Source organism: Butyricimonas sp. DFI.6.44 (assembly GCF_022132345.1).
GTDB classification, from domain to species: domain Bacteria; phylum Bacteroidota; class Bacteroidia; order Bacteroidales; family Marinifilaceae; genus Butyricimonas; species Butyricimonas muris.
Window position 1 is genome coordinate 54969 of sequence record NZ_JAKNJD010000006.1, and the last position, 16686, is coordinate 71654.

At 42.1% G+C, this 16686-nt stretch carries 10 protein-coding genes; 9 read left to right on the forward strand and 1 reads right to left on the reverse strand.

From position 1 onward, the window contains the following. The first annotated feature begins 6 nt into the window (after nucleotides 1–6). The 9 genes from L0M98_RS09555 to L0M98_RS09595 all read left to right on the forward strand — a co-directional run bounded on the left by L0M98_RS09555 (nucleotide 7) and on the right by L0M98_RS09595 (nucleotide 15172). The gene (locus L0M98_RS09555) at nucleotides 7–2367 is read left to right on the forward strand and encodes a Gldg family protein (RefSeq protein ID WP_227215790.1); all 2361 of its coding nucleotides are present in this window, start codon (nucleotides 7–9) and stop codon (nucleotides 2365–2367) included. 202 nt (nucleotides 2368–2569) lie between these two features. Continuing rightward, nucleotides 2570–3130: an RNA polymerase sigma-70 factor gene (locus tag L0M98_RS09560; protein WP_227215822.1), complete on the forward strand. Its 561-nt coding sequence runs from the start codon at nucleotides 2570–2572 to the stop codon at nucleotides 3128–3130. A 78-nt stretch (nucleotides 3131–3208) separates the two neighbouring features. Then, on the forward strand, nucleotides 3209–4381 hold the full coding sequence (locus L0M98_RS09565) for a FecR family protein (protein ID WP_227215789.1): 1173 nt from the start codon (nucleotides 3209–3211) through the stop codon (nucleotides 4379–4381). A gap of 159 nt (nucleotides 4382–4540) precedes the next feature. Continuing rightward, nucleotides 4541–7939 carry a SusC/RagA family TonB-linked outer membrane protein gene (locus L0M98_RS09570; RefSeq protein ID WP_099291824.1) on the forward strand — a complete coding sequence of 1133 codons (3399 nt, stop codon included), beginning with the start codon at nucleotides 4541–4543 and terminating at the stop codon, nucleotides 7937–7939. A gap of 17 nt (nucleotides 7940–7956) precedes the next feature. Continuing rightward, nucleotides 7957–9483, forward strand: a complete 1527-nt coding sequence (locus L0M98_RS09575) for a RagB/SusD family nutrient uptake outer membrane protein (RefSeq protein WP_227215788.1) — start codon at nucleotides 7957–7959, stop codon at nucleotides 9481–9483. Nucleotides 9484–9498: 15 nt separating this feature from the next. Beyond that, the gene (locus tag L0M98_RS09580; RefSeq protein ID WP_099291024.1) at nucleotides 9499–10203 is read left to right on the forward strand and encodes a DUF4843 domain-containing protein; all 705 of its coding nucleotides are present in this window, start codon (nucleotides 9499–9501) and stop codon (nucleotides 10201–10203) included. A gap of 16 nt (nucleotides 10204–10219) precedes the next feature. Next, nucleotides 10220–11863, forward strand: a complete 1644-nt coding sequence (locus L0M98_RS09585) for a PKD-like family lipoprotein (protein ID WP_186974628.1) — start codon at nucleotides 10220–10222, stop codon at nucleotides 11861–11863. A gap of 50 nt (nucleotides 11864–11913) precedes the next feature. Then, entirely contained in the window at nucleotides 11914–12840 is a 927-nt protein-coding gene (locus L0M98_RS09590; RefSeq protein WP_099291022.1) for an ABC transporter ATP-binding protein, read from the forward strand. Between the two features lie 10 nt (nucleotides 12841–12850). Next, nucleotides 12851–15172: a Gldg family protein gene (locus L0M98_RS09595; protein WP_227215787.1), complete on the forward strand. Its 2322-nt coding sequence runs from the start codon at nucleotides 12851–12853 to the stop codon at nucleotides 15170–15172. Between the two features lie 75 nt (nucleotides 15173–15247). Here L0M98_RS09595 and L0M98_RS09600 read toward each other — a convergent pair whose 3' ends face one another. Next, nucleotides 15248–16606 (reverse strand): MATE family efflux transporter, encoded by a 1359-nt coding sequence (locus L0M98_RS09600; protein ID WP_227215786.1) that lies wholly within the window; start codon nucleotides 16604–16606, stop codon nucleotides 15248–15250. Nucleotides 16607–16686: the final 80 nt, after the last annotated feature.

Sequence of the window (16686 nt, forward strand, 5' to 3'; positions counted from 1 at the left end):
GTAGAGATGAAGACGATATTTAAGATAGCAAAGACGGAGTTACGGGATTTGTTTTATTCCCCAATAGCTTGGTTGATTTTGATTATATTCACGTTCCAGACCGGCATGTTGTTTGCCGGGACGATCTCGGAGATCGTGGGATACCAGAGCATGGGTAGCGTGGGTGCCAACCGAACGTTGGGGATTTTTGGCGGAGAGCGAGGTTTGTTCGTGGCGGTGCAGTCTTACTTGTATTTGTATATTCCGTTGTTGACGATGGGGTTGATGAGCCGGGAGTTGGGAAGCGGTTCGATTAAGTTGCTTTATTCTTCCCCGATCACGAATGCCCAGATTATTTTGGGTAAATATTGCGCTATGTTGGCATACGGGTTGGTGTTGACCGGGGTGTTGTTGGTTTACGCTATTTACGGGATTCGCACGATCGAGAACGTGGATATTCCTGTTATTTTGGCGGGGCTTTTGGGATGTTACCTTTTGTTGTGTGCTTACGTGGCGGTCGGGTTGTTTATGTCGAGTTTGACTTCTTACCAGATCGTGGCGGCGGTAGGGACGTTGGCTATTCTTGCCGTGTTGACGTACGTGAAGGGGATGTGGCAGGCTGTCCCGTTTGTTCGGGAGATTACTTACTGGTTCGGTATGACGGGGCGTTCCGATAATTTTATGATCGGGATGATTTGTAGCGAGGATGTGCTTTATTTTGTCGTGGTGGTGATGTTGTTCCTGTTAATGACAATCATTCGATTGCAGGGAAGGCGGCAGAAAGTGGGTTTCGTGAGATCTTTGGGCAAATATGTCGGGGTGTGGGGCTTGGCTGTGGTGTTGGCGTATGTTTCTTCTCGTCCTGTTTTCAAGTACTATTATGATGCGACTCACACGAAAATGAATACGTTGACGCCCAACAGTCAGGCAATTATCAATGAATTGGAGGGCGGGTTGACGATCACGACTTACGTGAATATTTTGGATAAAAATAATTGGGTAGGCTTTCCGAAGAATTATAATGATGATGTACGTCGTTTTGAACAGTATACTCGTTTTAAGCCGGAGATTAAAATGAAGTACGTGCTTTATTATGATACAGTTAAGAATGATTTTTTGGAACGGGCATACCCGGGAATGAGTTACGAGGAGAAGGCGAAGAAGGTGATCGAGAGGGAGGAGTTGAACCCGAGGAAGATTTTGAACCCGGAACAGATTCGTGCGCAAATTGATTTGAGAAGTACGGAGGGAAATCGTACCGTACGTCTGTTGGAGCGGGAATCCGGGGAGAGGACTTTCTTGAGGTTGTATGATGATCACATGATATATCCCTCGGAATCGGAGATTACGGCAGCTTTGAAGCGTATGGTGATGACGTTGCCCACAATCGGGTTCTTATCCGGGCACGGGGAGCGTGAAACGGATCGTCCGGGAGATCGCAATTATTGTATGTTTACTCACTTGCCGATGATGCGGCAAGCGTTGGTGAATCAGGGGTTTGATTATAAGGATGTCACGTTGGAGGAGGAGATTCCCGCGGAGATCAATATTTTGGTGATTGCAGAGATGAGGGAGGCGATGACGGAAGCGGAAAAGGTGAATTTCGACAAGTATGTTGCCCGAGGTGGTAATCTGGTGATTATCGGGGAACCCGGACGACAGGAGGTGATGACTCCAGTGTTGGAGCCTTTCGGGGTGAAACTGGTAGATGGATTTCTGATTCAGCCGGAGAAACCGAAGGATCCCGAGCAGGAGAAATTGGATAACGCAAATCTTGGTCCCTTTGCCGGTTTTATTGCCCCGAAACAGCCGATTGATTTGATTGTTTCGCAACCAACACCGGAGGCAGAGGAGTTGTCATTTGCTTTTCGTTATTTGAGACCTAATTACGTGGTGGTTATGCCTACTGCCGCCGGGTTGGAATACACGACGGATAAAGGATTTGACGTGATACCGTTGTTTATGTCTGATTCGACTTGCTGGAATGAGTTGGAAAACACGGATATAGTAGATCAAGAGGTGGTGTGTAACCCGAAGGTGGGTGAGGTGCAGAAGTCTTACCCGTTAGCTTTGGCATTAACTCGTAAAATGGGTGCTCGAGAACAAAAAGTCATCATATTGGGTGACGCAGATTGCTTGAGTGATGGGGAGCTTACGAGCAACAGAAATCCATTGTGGGCTGCTAATTACGTGATTATTCAAGGTGGTTTCTTTTGGTTGTCGGATGGCGAGGTGCCTATTGACGTGAGACGTCCGGGGGCAATCGATAGGAGATTATTAGTGAGTGATACGGGAGCCGAGGTACTTAATTACGCGTTGCTTGGCGGGTTCCCCGGGTTGTTGCTTTGTCTTGCATTGTTTATTTGGTTGAGGAGAAGAGGCAGATAGTAGTTGTTGTGTGTTGTTTTTTGATTTATGATGAGGTGTTTTGTAATTGAAACACTTCATCATAAATTATTTTACAGTATACGCCGTGAAATTTATAAGGTTAGAGTAGGTATTTTCGATTTTTTTAATCCGTTTATCCGAAATAAATTTTTATTTCTCCTCCGGCAGTCATATCTTTGTTGAAAATTCTGCTGGTGTGGAAATGAATGGTGTCGAATATGATTTTGTTCGTCGGATTAACGAAAAGGAGGAACGGGCGTTTCATGAGATGTTCATGAAATTCCGGTCTTATCTTGTCATGTTTGCCATGCGTCGGGTGGGACAGCAGGAGGTGGCAGAGGATATTGTGCAGGAAGTTTTTATTTCGGTGTGGGAGGGTAAGAAAACGTATAATTCTTATCATGGTTTCAAGGCTTATCTTTATGATCTGGTGCAAAACAGATGTTTCAATTATTTGAAACACAAGCAGGTGGAGGATAGATACTTGTCTTACGCTAAACAGGTAGGGGAAGAGGCAGAAGAGAGTTATAATTTGCTTCAAGAGGAAGTGTATCGTGAATTGTACATTGCCATTCGTGCGTTACCCGAGAAGTGTCGTGCGGTTTTTGAGTTACATCTGGAAGGGAAAAAGAACGAGGAGATTGCCGAAGTCTTGGGTATATCTGTTCTAACAGTCAAGTCCCATAAGCAAAATGCCCTTCGTTGCTTGAAAGAGTACATGGGGAATTTATTCCTTTTTTATATGTTTATGCGAGAGATTTGATTTATTCCTAAAAATTTTTGAATTTCTTTTGCTACTTTTTATACCTCTTGTTGTATATGGGGTAAATTAATAGACGTCATGTACACGAGTGAAGGAAATATTATTCAATTAATTCGGAATTGTTTATTGGGTGTGCTTTCTTCGGAAGACCGACATAAGTTGGATGTATGGTTGGAGGAGGAGCGGGAAAATCAGCTACTTTTTGAGAAAATCAAGAAGGAATTGAGTTTGGGGTCGGAAATGGCTGTGTTTAATAAGTTGAATGACGAAGAAGCATGGTTGCAGTTCAAAGAATTGAGAAAACGTAAGAGTAAGCTACGGACAATAAGGCGGATGTTGTGGTATGCTGCCGTAATAATGCCTTTGACTTTGGGTGTTTTATGGTTTTGGGATGTAAATTTTCACGAAGAGAGAGAATCGGCTTCTGGCATGGAGAGCGTGATTCAGCCGGGTGTTTCTAAGGCAACTTTGATCGTGGCTAATGGAGAGGTGTACGAGTTGAGAAAGGAGGTGGAGCAGGAAGAGATAAAAATGGGAGACGGGCTTGTAGTGAAACGTGAAGAAGGGAATTTGATTTATGATTCAACGATGATAGTGGAAGAGAGGACAATGATAAACACCTTAAAAATTCCCCGGGGAGGAGAATTTAAAATTACTCTTTCTGACGGGACAAGAGTGTACTTGAATTCCGCGACCGATTTGAGGTATCCGATGGTGTTCGATCAAAAAGAACGAAAAGTTTATCTTTCAGGAGAGGCTTATTTTGAAGTAAGCAAGGACGAGAGCAGACCTTTTTATGTCGTGGCGGATGACGTGGTGATTCGGGTGTACGGGACAGAGTTTAACGTGAATACGCATTTGGAACGGGGAGTACAAGCCGTGTTGTTGAGCGGAAAGGTGGGAATCTGCGATAAACGGCATGGAGATGAAATAATCATGAAACCGGGAGAGTTAGCTTGCGGAAACAGAAAGGACGGGGAGATTACATTGAGGAAAGTTGATGTACGTCAATATGTGGCTTGGAAAGACGGGTATTTTGCTTTCGAGAACGAAACATTGGAGCAAATTATGAGTACGCTGTCTTTATGGTATAACGTGGATGTTTTTTTCCAAGCCGAATCTGTAAAAAAAATGATTTTTACCGGCTATATGAAACGATATAGCGAGATAGACGAGATTTTGAGAGCAATCACGGATGTCGTGGGAGTGCAATTTTCTATAAATGACCGAACGATTGTTGTATCGAAATAAAAACGGAAGGTGTTGAAGGCCTCCCGTTGATTCTACCCCATAGGCCCTTGTTGGAGTTGGGCTTTGGGAATGTTGAACTGTTTAATTTACAAATGTATGAAAAAAAATCGATTATGCTATCGATTGAGTCGAGAGCATGTGAAAAAAAAATGGATGATTATGAGATTGTGTTTCTTGTTAATTTGCGGTTTTACCTTTTCTCTTTCCGCTAATTCCTTGGCACAACAGGAAAGAGTAACGTTAAATCTGAAGAATGTTACGGTAAAAGTATTGCTGGATGAAATTCAGAGACAAACCAAACTATGTTTTATCTTTAATCCGCTACAGACGGATCAATTGGGGAAATTATCGTTACAAGTAAAGAATGAAACGGTAGAGGAAGTTTTAAGACGTGTTTTGAAAGATACGGATTTAACTTTCAAGTTTCGTGATGAGCTTATAATAATCACGAGGAAGGGGGAAAAAGATGACGAGAAGAAAGAGAAAACAATTGTAGCTCAGGGAATAGTGAAGGATACGAAAGGGATTCCTTTGCCGGGAGTAACGGTGATGATTAAAGGAACCTCGCTAGGTGTTGTTACTGATGTCAAGGGGGCATTTAAAATAGCATTGCCTCAAGATACTGTAACCCTCGTTTTTACTTTCGTGGGAATGAAAACCCAAAGTGTGAAGCTGAAAGCCGGCGAAGAGCGCAAAGATTTGAATATCGTGATGAAGGATGATGAGCAGAAGATCGATGAGGTGGTGGTTACCGGATACATGAATATCAAGAAGTCCAGTTTCACGGGGAGCGCTACTCACGTGAAAAAAGAGGATATCATGAAAGTGGGGGCTTCAAACGTGATTGATATTTTGCAGGTGTTCGATCCTTCTTTGCGTGTGATGAGGAATAACGATATGGGGTCGGACCCCAATACGTTGCCGGAATTTTATGTACGAGGTCGTTCAGGAATTTCTAATGTAAGAGAGTTGGATGCGTTGGAAGCGGAAGATGTGTCAAAGTATGCTTTAACCAATAATCCGAATACACCGATTTTTATATTGGATGGTTTCGAGGTTTCCGTGCAGAAGATTTATGACATGGATCTTAACCGTATTAAGGATATCACAATTCTAAAAGATGCTGCTGCCACGGCTATGTACGGTTCCCGCGCTTCTAACGGAGTGATTGTGATCGAAACGGTGGCTCCAAAACCGGGCGAATTGACAGTGAATTACAATGGTAATTTAGAGATTACGGCTCCTGATTTGAGCAGTTATAACTTGATGAATGCTAAAGATAAATTAGCGGCAGAAGTTGCTGCCGGTTTATTTGAACCGGAAAATGCAATTTCTTATGAAAGTAGCTGGGATAGTTGGTGGAGAAGTGCTTACAGTGCTTATATCAAAAAGTTGAATTACGTGTTACAAGGAAAGGATACCTATTGGTTGTCACAACCATTGCAGACGCAGTTTAATCATAAACACAGTGTGTACGTGGAGGGAGGGGCTGAGAATATTCGTTTTGGAGTGGAGTTGCGTTACGATAATCAAAACGGTGTTATGAAGGAATCTTATCGCGATCGTATTGGTGCCGGATTGACATTGGATTATCGTTGGAAGGGTTTGCAAGTGAAAAATCAAGTGAATTACAACGTGATGAAGAACGAGAATTCTCCTTATGGTTCTTTTTCCGATTATTCCCGTAAACAACCTTATGCTTATTGGTTGAATGACGATGGTTCATGGGTGGAATTGATTTCTAACGGGGCAACTTCTGTTAAGAATCCGTTATATGAAGCCAAGCAGGGAAATTTCAGCAAGAACGGATATAAGGAGTGGACGAATAATTTGTCTGTCAATTGGTTCTTTAATGATCATTGGATGGTTAAAGCCCAAGTGGCGGTTACTTTAAATGACGCTTGGACGGAAAATTTTACATCTCCAACTTCGGGTACTTATACTGAACGGGGGCAGTTATTCAGTAAGGGTGAATTGATAAAAACCGAAACGAAAACTAATAGTTGGGACGGGAATGCATTTCTTTCTTACAATCGTTCGATAGGAATACATAATATAAACTTCTCTGCCGGTACAAATATTAAATCAACGAGTACGAAGTATATTTATTCTCATTATCGTGGTTTTCCGGATGCGGACCATCATTCCGAGGCATACGCTTACGAGATCGTGAAGAAGCCCACGATGTCGGATAATGAAACGCGTTTGTTAGGAGGATTTGCGATTTTGAACTATAGTTTGAATGATATCTATTTGTTTGATGCTTCTTATCGTTTTGACGGTTCTTCCGAGTTCGGTACAGATCGTAAATATGCTCCTTTCTGGTCGTTGGGAGCGGGATTGAACATTCACAATTATCAGTATATGCAAAAGTACGGCTGGTTGAATAATCTGAAAGTTTCTGCCAGCGTAGGAGAAACCGGTAAATCAAATTTCCAGCCTTATGTAGCTCGTAATACGTTGAACGCGATGTTGGATGACTGGTATCCAACCGGAATCGGAGCTTCTTTGGTGGCGATGGGAAATGAAAACCTGACGTGGGAAAAATTGTTGACGTGGAATTTCCGTGCGGATATCGGGTTGTTCAATCGGGTGATGATAAAGTTTGATTATTATATCAAGAATACGAAAGATTTGGTGACAGAAGTTTCTTTGCCGCTTTCTTCCGGGTTCTCGGTCTACACGGATAACATTGGGGAAGTCGAGAACAAGGGATTCGAGGTAGATGTGAATTGGCGCGTGTATTCTACGAAGGATTGGGATGTTTCTCTTTTCGGAAACTTGGCGCATAACAAGAATAGATTGAAATCTATTTCCGAAACATTGAAACGATATAATGAGCGGATTGATGAATTTTATGCCGGGTACAAAGAGATCGCGGAAGGTTCGAAAATGCAAACGATCATGAGTACCATAAAGAAAAACGAACCGTATATGAAGCCTTATATGAAGTATGAGGAGGGAAATTCGCTGACGGCAATCTATGGAATGAAATCTATCGGTATAAACCCGGCGGACGGACAGGAAATCTACGTGAAACGTGATGGAACTTTGACTTATGATTGGTCTTCTGCCGAACAGCAGAAAGTGGGGGATTCGGAGCCTTGGGCTCAAGGTGCTTTCGGTGTTAATTTGCGTTGGCGAAATTTCACTATGTACACGACGTTCCTGTATGAATGGGGTGGAGATGCTTATAATAGTACTTTGATCAGTAACGTGGAGAATGTGGATTTGAACGCTTATAACGCTGATTACCGGGTGGTGTTGGATAGATGGCAGGAGCCGGGTGATGTGAGTCCGTTAAAGGCGTTGAAGGATCGGTATAATGTGACTCGTCCGACATCTCGTTTCGTGCAGAAAAATAATTTCGTGAACTTCAATTCCTTGTCTTTGAGTTATGACTTTAATCGCGAGTTAATCCGTCGTGTGGGACTGAGTACATTGAAATTGCAATTTAACATGAAGGATATCGACACGTGGTCGACCATCAAGCAAGAGATGGGGTTGTCTTATCCGTTTGCCCGGACGTTTACATTTACGTTGAATGCTAGTTTCTAACTAAAACAAAGAGAGAAATGAAAAAGTTAATATATCTGTTATTATTATTGCCTCTAGGTTTCTTCAATTCGTGTGATGAGTTCCTGGATGTATCTTCCAAGCAGGAGATGCTGCAAGATGAAACTTTTGAATCGCAAAATGGTGTTCATATGTACGTGAACGGGGTTTATCGTTTGTTGTCTGAAACTTCATTATATGGACGGGAATTAACATGGGGGGTAGCGAGTGTGTTGGGAAATAATTACAATTCTACCTCTTCAAGTAATTTGGGTACGAACTATTATAATGTTTCTAAATACACGTGGGAGTATTCGGGGGTACAAACAATTATGACTAATATTTGGGCTAAAGGATACAATGTGATTGCTAATTGTAACAATATTATTCAAGAGATTTCCAAGAAAGACACTTCCTTTTTCGAATTTGGAAGTATGGAGAAGAATATGATTTTAGGTGAGATGTATGGCATTCGTGCCATGATGCATTTTGATTTGTTACGTTTGTTTGCTCCTGCTCCAGTGACGAACCCGACAGGGTTAGCAATGCCTTACGTGACCACTTATCCGGATCATCAGCCTGAACACAAGAGTGTGAATGATGTACTTGCAAGTATTATTGCCGATATGGAGAAAGCAAAAGGGATTTTGGCCCCGGTGGATACTATTTTTTGTTTGAGTTGGAACCAAAGTACTTCCGGACGGATCTACCAGTCGAGCACGTATTCATCCGCTCCGCCTAATGATTTTGTAAGTTATCGGGGAATGCGGATGAATTATATGGCGGCTACGGGATTGTTGGCACGTATGTATCTTTATAAAGGGGATTATGACAAGGCTTATGAACGTGCGCTGGAAGCATTGGAATTTGTTAATGCCGGGTGGTATCGTTGGACAAGCAGTAGCTATCAATATTCATCTAATGCAGCTAGCCAATATCCTAAACGTTTTGACGAGTTATTACTTTGTTTTTCCAATAACAATAGCTATGATAACTGGGAAGCTTATACGACGGGTTCTTATGCCAACTGTTTTGTGATGAATGCTAATTACTTGGCATCTCTGTTTAAGGGAGATGAGGATGATTATCGTTTGCGCGGTATGTATGGAACAAACGGTGTGACCGGTCGGTACAACAATAATAAGCGTTGGTTGGTATGGGAACGCCCGCAATCCACTTCATCTTCGGTGTCTGCCTCTGTGAGTGATCAAGGTCCGCTATTGCCGTTATTGCGTTTTTCTGAATTGTATCACATTCAATTGGAATGTATGTTGCTGCACCGTAATGAACGACGTGAAGCCATTGAATTGCTGAATACCATGCGTGCAAAGCGAGGGTGTAAGTTGAATATTGAACAAGAGACGACAAAAGAGGTATTGCTTGAAATCTTGTATAACGATATTATTCGAGAAACCTTGACAGAAGGGCAAACCTTTTTTATGTTCAAACGATTGAATCGGGATATTTATAACGGAGCTACTAATATAGAGATGAAATCTGAAAATTGGTATGCACCGCTTCCTGATGGCGAAACTTCATATTTATAATAAAATAAAAGTGTTATGAGAAAGTATTTGATTTATATTTTATTTTTATCGTTTTCGTGGAGCGTGAGCGGGTGTTCCGAAGATGATATTAAGTTATATAGCGACAAGGATTATATCCTGTTCACGAAATATATTCAAGATTCCACCAGTTTCTCTTTTCTTGCTTATCCTAACGTGGAACAAGCAGAGTATAAGTTGGAAGTGAAGTTGATAGGACTTCCCTCAGACAAGGATCGGGAATACAAGATTTCCGTGATGAAGGATTATACTGATACTCCGGATGGTACTTATATATTACCGGAAAAGTTTGTGATGGAAGCCGGTCAAGTGGTGGATACTTGTGTGATTGTTTTTAAAAAGACACCGGAACTCTCTAGCGTAGCCCGTCGTTTGACGTTGTGTCTGGAAGAAACTGAAGATTTTGCTTTAGGGCAAGCAGATCGTTTAGTGGCAATTATCAACGTGTCGAATATTATATTTAAACCGGATTGGTGGAACTCTACCGTGGTAAAAACTTGGTTGGGTGAGTATTCTGATATGAAGTACGAGTTATTTATCAAGATAAATGACGGAAAAGTAAACGTGAATGTTAATGATGCCAACGAGATTCGAACCTGTACACTGAAACTGAAAAACTACTTGAAGCAGATGGCGGAGAATGATCAGACCGTGTACGAGAAGGATGGTACCGAGATGAAGGTCGCTTATATCGGAGGTTAATTTTAAATAGGAAGATATGAAAAAGATAACGAAGTATATGCTATTATGTCTGATCGTCTTCGCGTTCGGGGCATGTTATGAAGATAAGGGTCATTATGATCATATTTATTCGAACATTGAAAAACTTAATTATTATTCGAAACAGAATGTGTCTACGGTGACGTTGGGAGATACGGTAAAAATTTTCCCCACGATTACATGGGTGAATCCGGAAGTTGATACATTAGCTTATGATTATTTTTATGTTTTTAGTGGAGATACAATTTGTAGAGAACGGAATCTGATAATTGTTCCCGATGAAGTTGGTTCTTTCACCGGTTACTTGATAGCGCAAGAACGTGCCACGAAACTGATGACAATGGTGAGCGTGAGTTATACCGTGAATTCACGTTTCAAGACCGGTTGGTTGATCTTGTCTGAAAAGGAGGGAAGGACGGCTTTGTCAATGCTTATTCAAACCCGGAATTATTATAATCTGGATGAAGGAGATGAGGGGTACGTGGATTACGAGGATGGTGATATCACGGAAAGTGGAGAGGTGTATGGCGGAGGGTATTTGTGTTCTTGGGAAGATGGTATCGATCTTTATCAAGAATTGCACCCGGATAGTCCGTTGGGTAGTAAACCGGTTTCCGTGGATATGGGTTGGGTCGGTTACAGTAATAATTACGCTGAGATCGTGGTAATCCAAGAGAATGGTGATAATTGGGTGTTGAATGCAAATGATTTTTCTAAATATTATGCTTTTAATGAAGATTTCGGTTCCGGGGTTGCCAGAGCCTTTGAACCGGTTCAGTTTATCGATGCGCTGACTTCTCACTATATGGTCGGGAAAGACGGATCTATTTATTGGAGAAAAATCAATGCATCAACAATGGATTCAAGACAATGCCGTTGGGAGAATCTGCTTTATTTCGGTAATAATGGGAAAATCACGAAAATATTTGATACATGGATCTATAAATTGGGAGCGATGCTGGTATATGATGAAACAAATAAAGCTATTATACCGGTTACTACGGTTGCACAAGCTAATGAATCTGCAGCGGCTCGTCTTTTGGATGTAACTTATGGAGAAACGATACCGGATGGCTTTGTACTACTGGGGAATACCGGCGAGTATACTCCGGTTTATGTGGCTAGTATAGGATCATCCAGTGATTACAATTCATCGACACTATTTATGCTATTGAAAAAGGGGGACAAGCTTTATTCACAACAGTGCTATGCTTACGTGGATGATTATTCCGGTGTTTTTAAGATTTCTAAAATGCAGGCACCCGTAGAATTCCCGGCTGATGGTAAAGTGAATGAAAATTCAATTTACATGAAATGTAAATACGATAGTGATTATATGTTTGTGGCAGAAGGTAGCAGGTTGTATTTCTATGAAATGAGTATTCCGGAACGAGGTTTGAGATTGTTCAAGGATTTTGGTTCTAGGATTACAAGTGTTACTGAAAATCCGGCGAGTTGGATGATAGGTGTGGCGTTGGAAAATGGAGAGTTCCACTTGTTGGGTACGTACGATCGTTTCTTTACAGGAGAAGGTTTGGGAGAGCAAGCGACTTATCACGTGACAAAAGGTTTGGGTAAAATTACGGATGTCGTTTGGAAACCTAGTAGTTATGTCGGTTGGGCTTTCGGTTACAATTACTAGTATTTGGAAAATGTATTGTGTGTGAAATTTAAATATGTGAATTAAGATTTATGGAAAAACCAATTGTAAAAATTGAAAATGTTTCTCATCGGTATAGTGTACAATGGGCAATACGGGATATTAATTTTGAAATACCTACCCGGGGAATTTATGGATTGCTGGGTTCAAACGGTGCGGGGAAGTCAACATTGATGAATATTCTTTGTGGCGTGTTGAGACAAACTGAAGGAGATATTTTTATAAAGGGAATAAATACAAAAGAAAATTCCGTTGCGGCGAAGCGTTTGATGGGTTTTTTACCCCAGAAACCTCCTTTGCATATGGACTTGACGATAGAGGAGTTCCTTTATCATTGCGCGGGAATTCGACTTATGCCTGATAGCGAGATTCCGGGAGCGGTGGAAAATGCTTTAACTGAGTGTGGGATATTGCATTTCCGGAATCGCTTGATTCGTAATCTTTCGGGTGGTTACCAACAACGGGTGGGTATCGCTCAAGCAATTATTCATAGTCCCGAGTTGGTTGTATTTGATGAACCTACAAATGGTTTGGATCCGAATCAAATTCTTGAAATCCGCAATCTGATAAAAAAGATTGCGGAGAACAGAACTGTAATTCTTTCAACCCATATGCTTACCGAAGTGCAAGCGATATGTAATCATATTCTTATGGTGGAAGAAGGTCATATGGTGTTCTCGGGTAGTGTGGATGAGTTTGACAATTACATTACCCCGAACACCGTATTCGTATCTTTACTTGATGCTCCGGCCCCGGAAGTGTTGATTGAAGTTCCCGGGGTAACAAGAGTGGAAGAGTTGGGGGGAACGAAGTTCCGGTTGATAGCCTCGGACGTGAATGATGTTATCGAACAAATGGTGGAATATAGTTATAAAAATGCTTGGCGTTTGAACGAGATACGCGTAGAGAAAAGTTCGCTTAATGCCATTTTTGCAGAATTGTCTAAAAAATCAAAGTAAAGGAAGAAATATGAAAGCTATAAAAAGAATTGCCCTGACGGAATTGCAGACTATGTTTTATTCACCTATAGCATGGTTCATCTTGATTATTTTCACGTTTCAGGCCAGCATGACGTTTGTGAATGCGTTTGAGGGGTATGTCGTTTCTCAAGAATTGGGACGTTACGTTTATAATGTGACCATGGGGACTTTTACCAGTCCTTGGCGTGGGGGATTGTTTCCCGAAATTCAAGGGTATTTATACTTGTATATACCTTTATTGACTATGGGTATCATGAGTCGGGAGTTGAGTAGTGGATCAATCAAGTTGCTTTACTCGTCACCAGTGACGAATTTTCAGATTGTTATCGGGAAATTTATTTCAATAATGATTTATGCGCTTGTGATGATTGCGGTACTTGGTCTGTTCGTTATTTATGGTGTATGTTTCGTGCATGAATTTGATTTACCTCCGGTATTGGCAGGGTTGCTAGGGCTTTACCTGTTGATTTGCGCGTATGGAGCTATCGGGCTTTTCATGTCATCCTTGACCTCTTATCAGGTGGTTGCAGCGATGGGTACCTTTGCGGTATTTGCCGTGTTGAATTACGTGGGTGGTATGTGGCAGGATATCGCTTTTGTGCGGGATATCACGTATTGGTTGTCAATTCGAGGGCGTTCAGGTGAATTTATCAACGGTTTGCTTTGTAGCGAAGATGTAATTTACTTTTTGGTTGTTGTCGTTTTGTTTCTGACTTTTACTGTAATCAGGTTGACCGTGATACGTAAGAAAAAAAGTTGGTTCGTTAGTACTTCTTGGTACTTTTCGGCGATATTGATTGCTGTGTCGATTGGGTATTTGAGTTCTCGACCTACATTCATGTGTTATTATGATGCTACGCGGACTAAAGTAAATACCTTGACTCCGAATAGTCAGGAAATCGTGTCCAAGATGAAAGGGAATTTGACAATTACCACTTATGCCAACGTGTTGGATGAAGATCGATTTTTGTGGTATGGCTTCCCGAAAAGTGAGTTGAGCGATATCAAACGTTTCAAGCAATATACTCGTTTTAAGCCGGATATCAAGATGAAATATGTCCGTTATTATGCCAAAGGAAATAACGAGAAGGAGTTGAATAAGCGTTATCCTACTTTGAATGATCGCGAGAGGATGGTGAAAATCACCCAGAATTATGGTGTAGACTCTTCTATTTATCTTGATGTGAATGAAGTGAGCAAATTGGAAGATTTGTCGGGTGAAAATTATCGTTTCGTGCGAGTATTGGAAAGAGAGAATGGGCAGAAGGCATTTTTGCGTATTTATGATGATATGTATGTGTTCCCGTTCGAGACGGAAATTACCGCGGCTTTTAAACGATTGGTGATGGATTTGCCGCAAGTGGGATTCGTGGAAGGACACGGAGAACGTGATTGTATCAAACAAGGCGATAGAGATTATAATCGTTTTGCACAAGATAAGCCTTTCCGCTATTCTTTGATTAATCAAGGTTTTGATTTCAGACAAGTTACTTTGGACGAAGAAATTCCTGAAGATATCAATATTTTGGTTATCGCGGATGTGAGGGAGGTTTTGCCGGAAGCACATCGGAAGAATTTGGATGCTTATATTGCCCGGGGAGGGAATCTTTTGATAGCGGGAGAACCTAAGCGTCAGGAGTACATGAATCCTCTTGTGGAGCAATTCGGGGTTCGTTTTATGCCGGGACGTTTGGTGAGTCCAAGTGAGAATTTTCAGTCGGATTTTATCATGTCCAAGGTAACAAAAGAGGCTGCCGAGTTTTCTTACCAACTAAAAGACATGTATAGATATGAATACGTGGCAACGATGCCTTCTACCGTGGGCTTGGATTTATCCGGAATACCGAATAGCGGTTTCAAGGTAACAGTATTGTTAGTTACTGATTCACTGAAAACCGTTTGGAATGAGGTTGAGAGTACGGACTTTGTAGACGAAATACCTGTGATGAATCCGGATAAGGGGGAGGTTGAATTGAATCAGGTTCCAACGATGGTTGCTCTTTCTCGCGCCATGGGGAACAAGGAGCAGAAGATTATTATCTTGGGAGATGCGGATTGCTTGAGTAACGGAGAGATCAGTATTTCTCGTAATGGGGTAGAAGCATCCAATTATTCTTTAATTACTTCCTCATTCTTTTGGATGTCAGATGGAGAAGTGCCTATTGATATTCGTCGTCCGAAACTCCCGGATAATAAAGTTTATGTTACCAAAGGAGGAATGACTGTAACAAAGATTTTGTTTATGGGAGTAATTCCATTGGTTTTGATCTTATTTGCGATCTTGATATGGATTAGAAGAAGAGGACGTTAATGTTTGAAAAGTGATAAAAAGGCTACCTTATTCTCTGGAGAATGGGAATAAAGGTAGCCTTTGTATCTCTGATACTCAATTATTGCCATTTAGCAAATTGTATGCTTTTTCGGGAATAAACAACTTCTTTTGTATGATACGATAAGCAACGCATACGGCTACACCCGTGACGAGCCACGAGATGGGATAGATAATCATTAGGGCTTCGAAGGTGGGAAACAGAGGACAGATGACGTATACCCAGAATAAACGCAACACGCAGGTGCCGAATACCGTGAGTATGGCGGGTAGCATGGAATACCCCAGTCCCCGGAGGGCCGCACCTGCTATCTCGTAGGAACAGGCGAGGCTTTGTGTTAGCAATACGATTTCCATGCGAAGGGCTGCAAATCGGAATACTTCGGGACTGGAGGTGAAGATTCCGATAGCGAGTTCTTTTTGCCAGACAAAGAATCCGTTCAGGATGGCGCAGGAGGTAACGCTTAGTAACATGGTCTGGCGGAATACTTTCTTGCAGCGTTCGATTTGTCCGGCCCCGTAGTTTTGACTGATGAAGGTGACGGTAGCTTGGCTGAACGCGCTGACCACGAAGTAGCAGTAATATTCATAGGTGAGGGCTGCGGCAGAGCCGGCGATGGCATTTGAACCGAAGCGGTTGATGGCGGCTTGAATGAAGATATTGGCAATGGAAAATACCATACCCTGTACCCCCGCGGGGACGCCAATCCGGAGCATTTTTCGTAATTCGGGACGGGATATTTTGATGTGTTTGCCTTCCAGACGGAAAGGCTCTTTCTCGTGTAAAAGGATGTAGATGATCATGCCGGCGCAAAACATATTGGATACGACTGTGCCTATGGCAACCCCTGCGACACTCATTTTGAAGACGATGACTAATAATAAATTTAATGCCGTGTTGATGAGTCCGGCAATGATAAGACAATAGAGAGGGCGTTTCGTGTCGCCCATACTGCGAAGAATGGCAGCGCCGAAGTTGTAGATCATGAAGAAGGGCATCCCTAGAAAGTAGATACGGAGATATAGGACGGCTAGGTCAATAACATCATCGGGAGTGTCCATCATTTCCAGAATAGGTCGGGCGATGAGCAATCCGACCGCGAGTAATAGTACGCCACTTGCTAGCGTGACCACGGAAACGGTATGTATGGCATTTTTGATACCGCGTTGATTCTTTTGTCCGATATAGTTCGCGATAACGACACTTGCCCCAACGGATATCCCAACAAACAGGTTTATCATCAGGCTGATAACCGAGGCGTTGCTTCCCACTGCTGCAAGAGCCTGACTACTGGCAAATTTCCCGACAACAGCCACATCCACCGAGTTGAACAATTGTTGCAGGATACTACTTGCTGCCAATGGCAGTGCGAACAATAGAATTTTGTTCAGCAAGCTGCCGTGCAACATATCCATACGAACAGTTCCTTGTGGTGATTTATCTTGAGAGCGCATGATGAAAATCTTCCTAAATTTTTTACGGCACAAAGGTACAG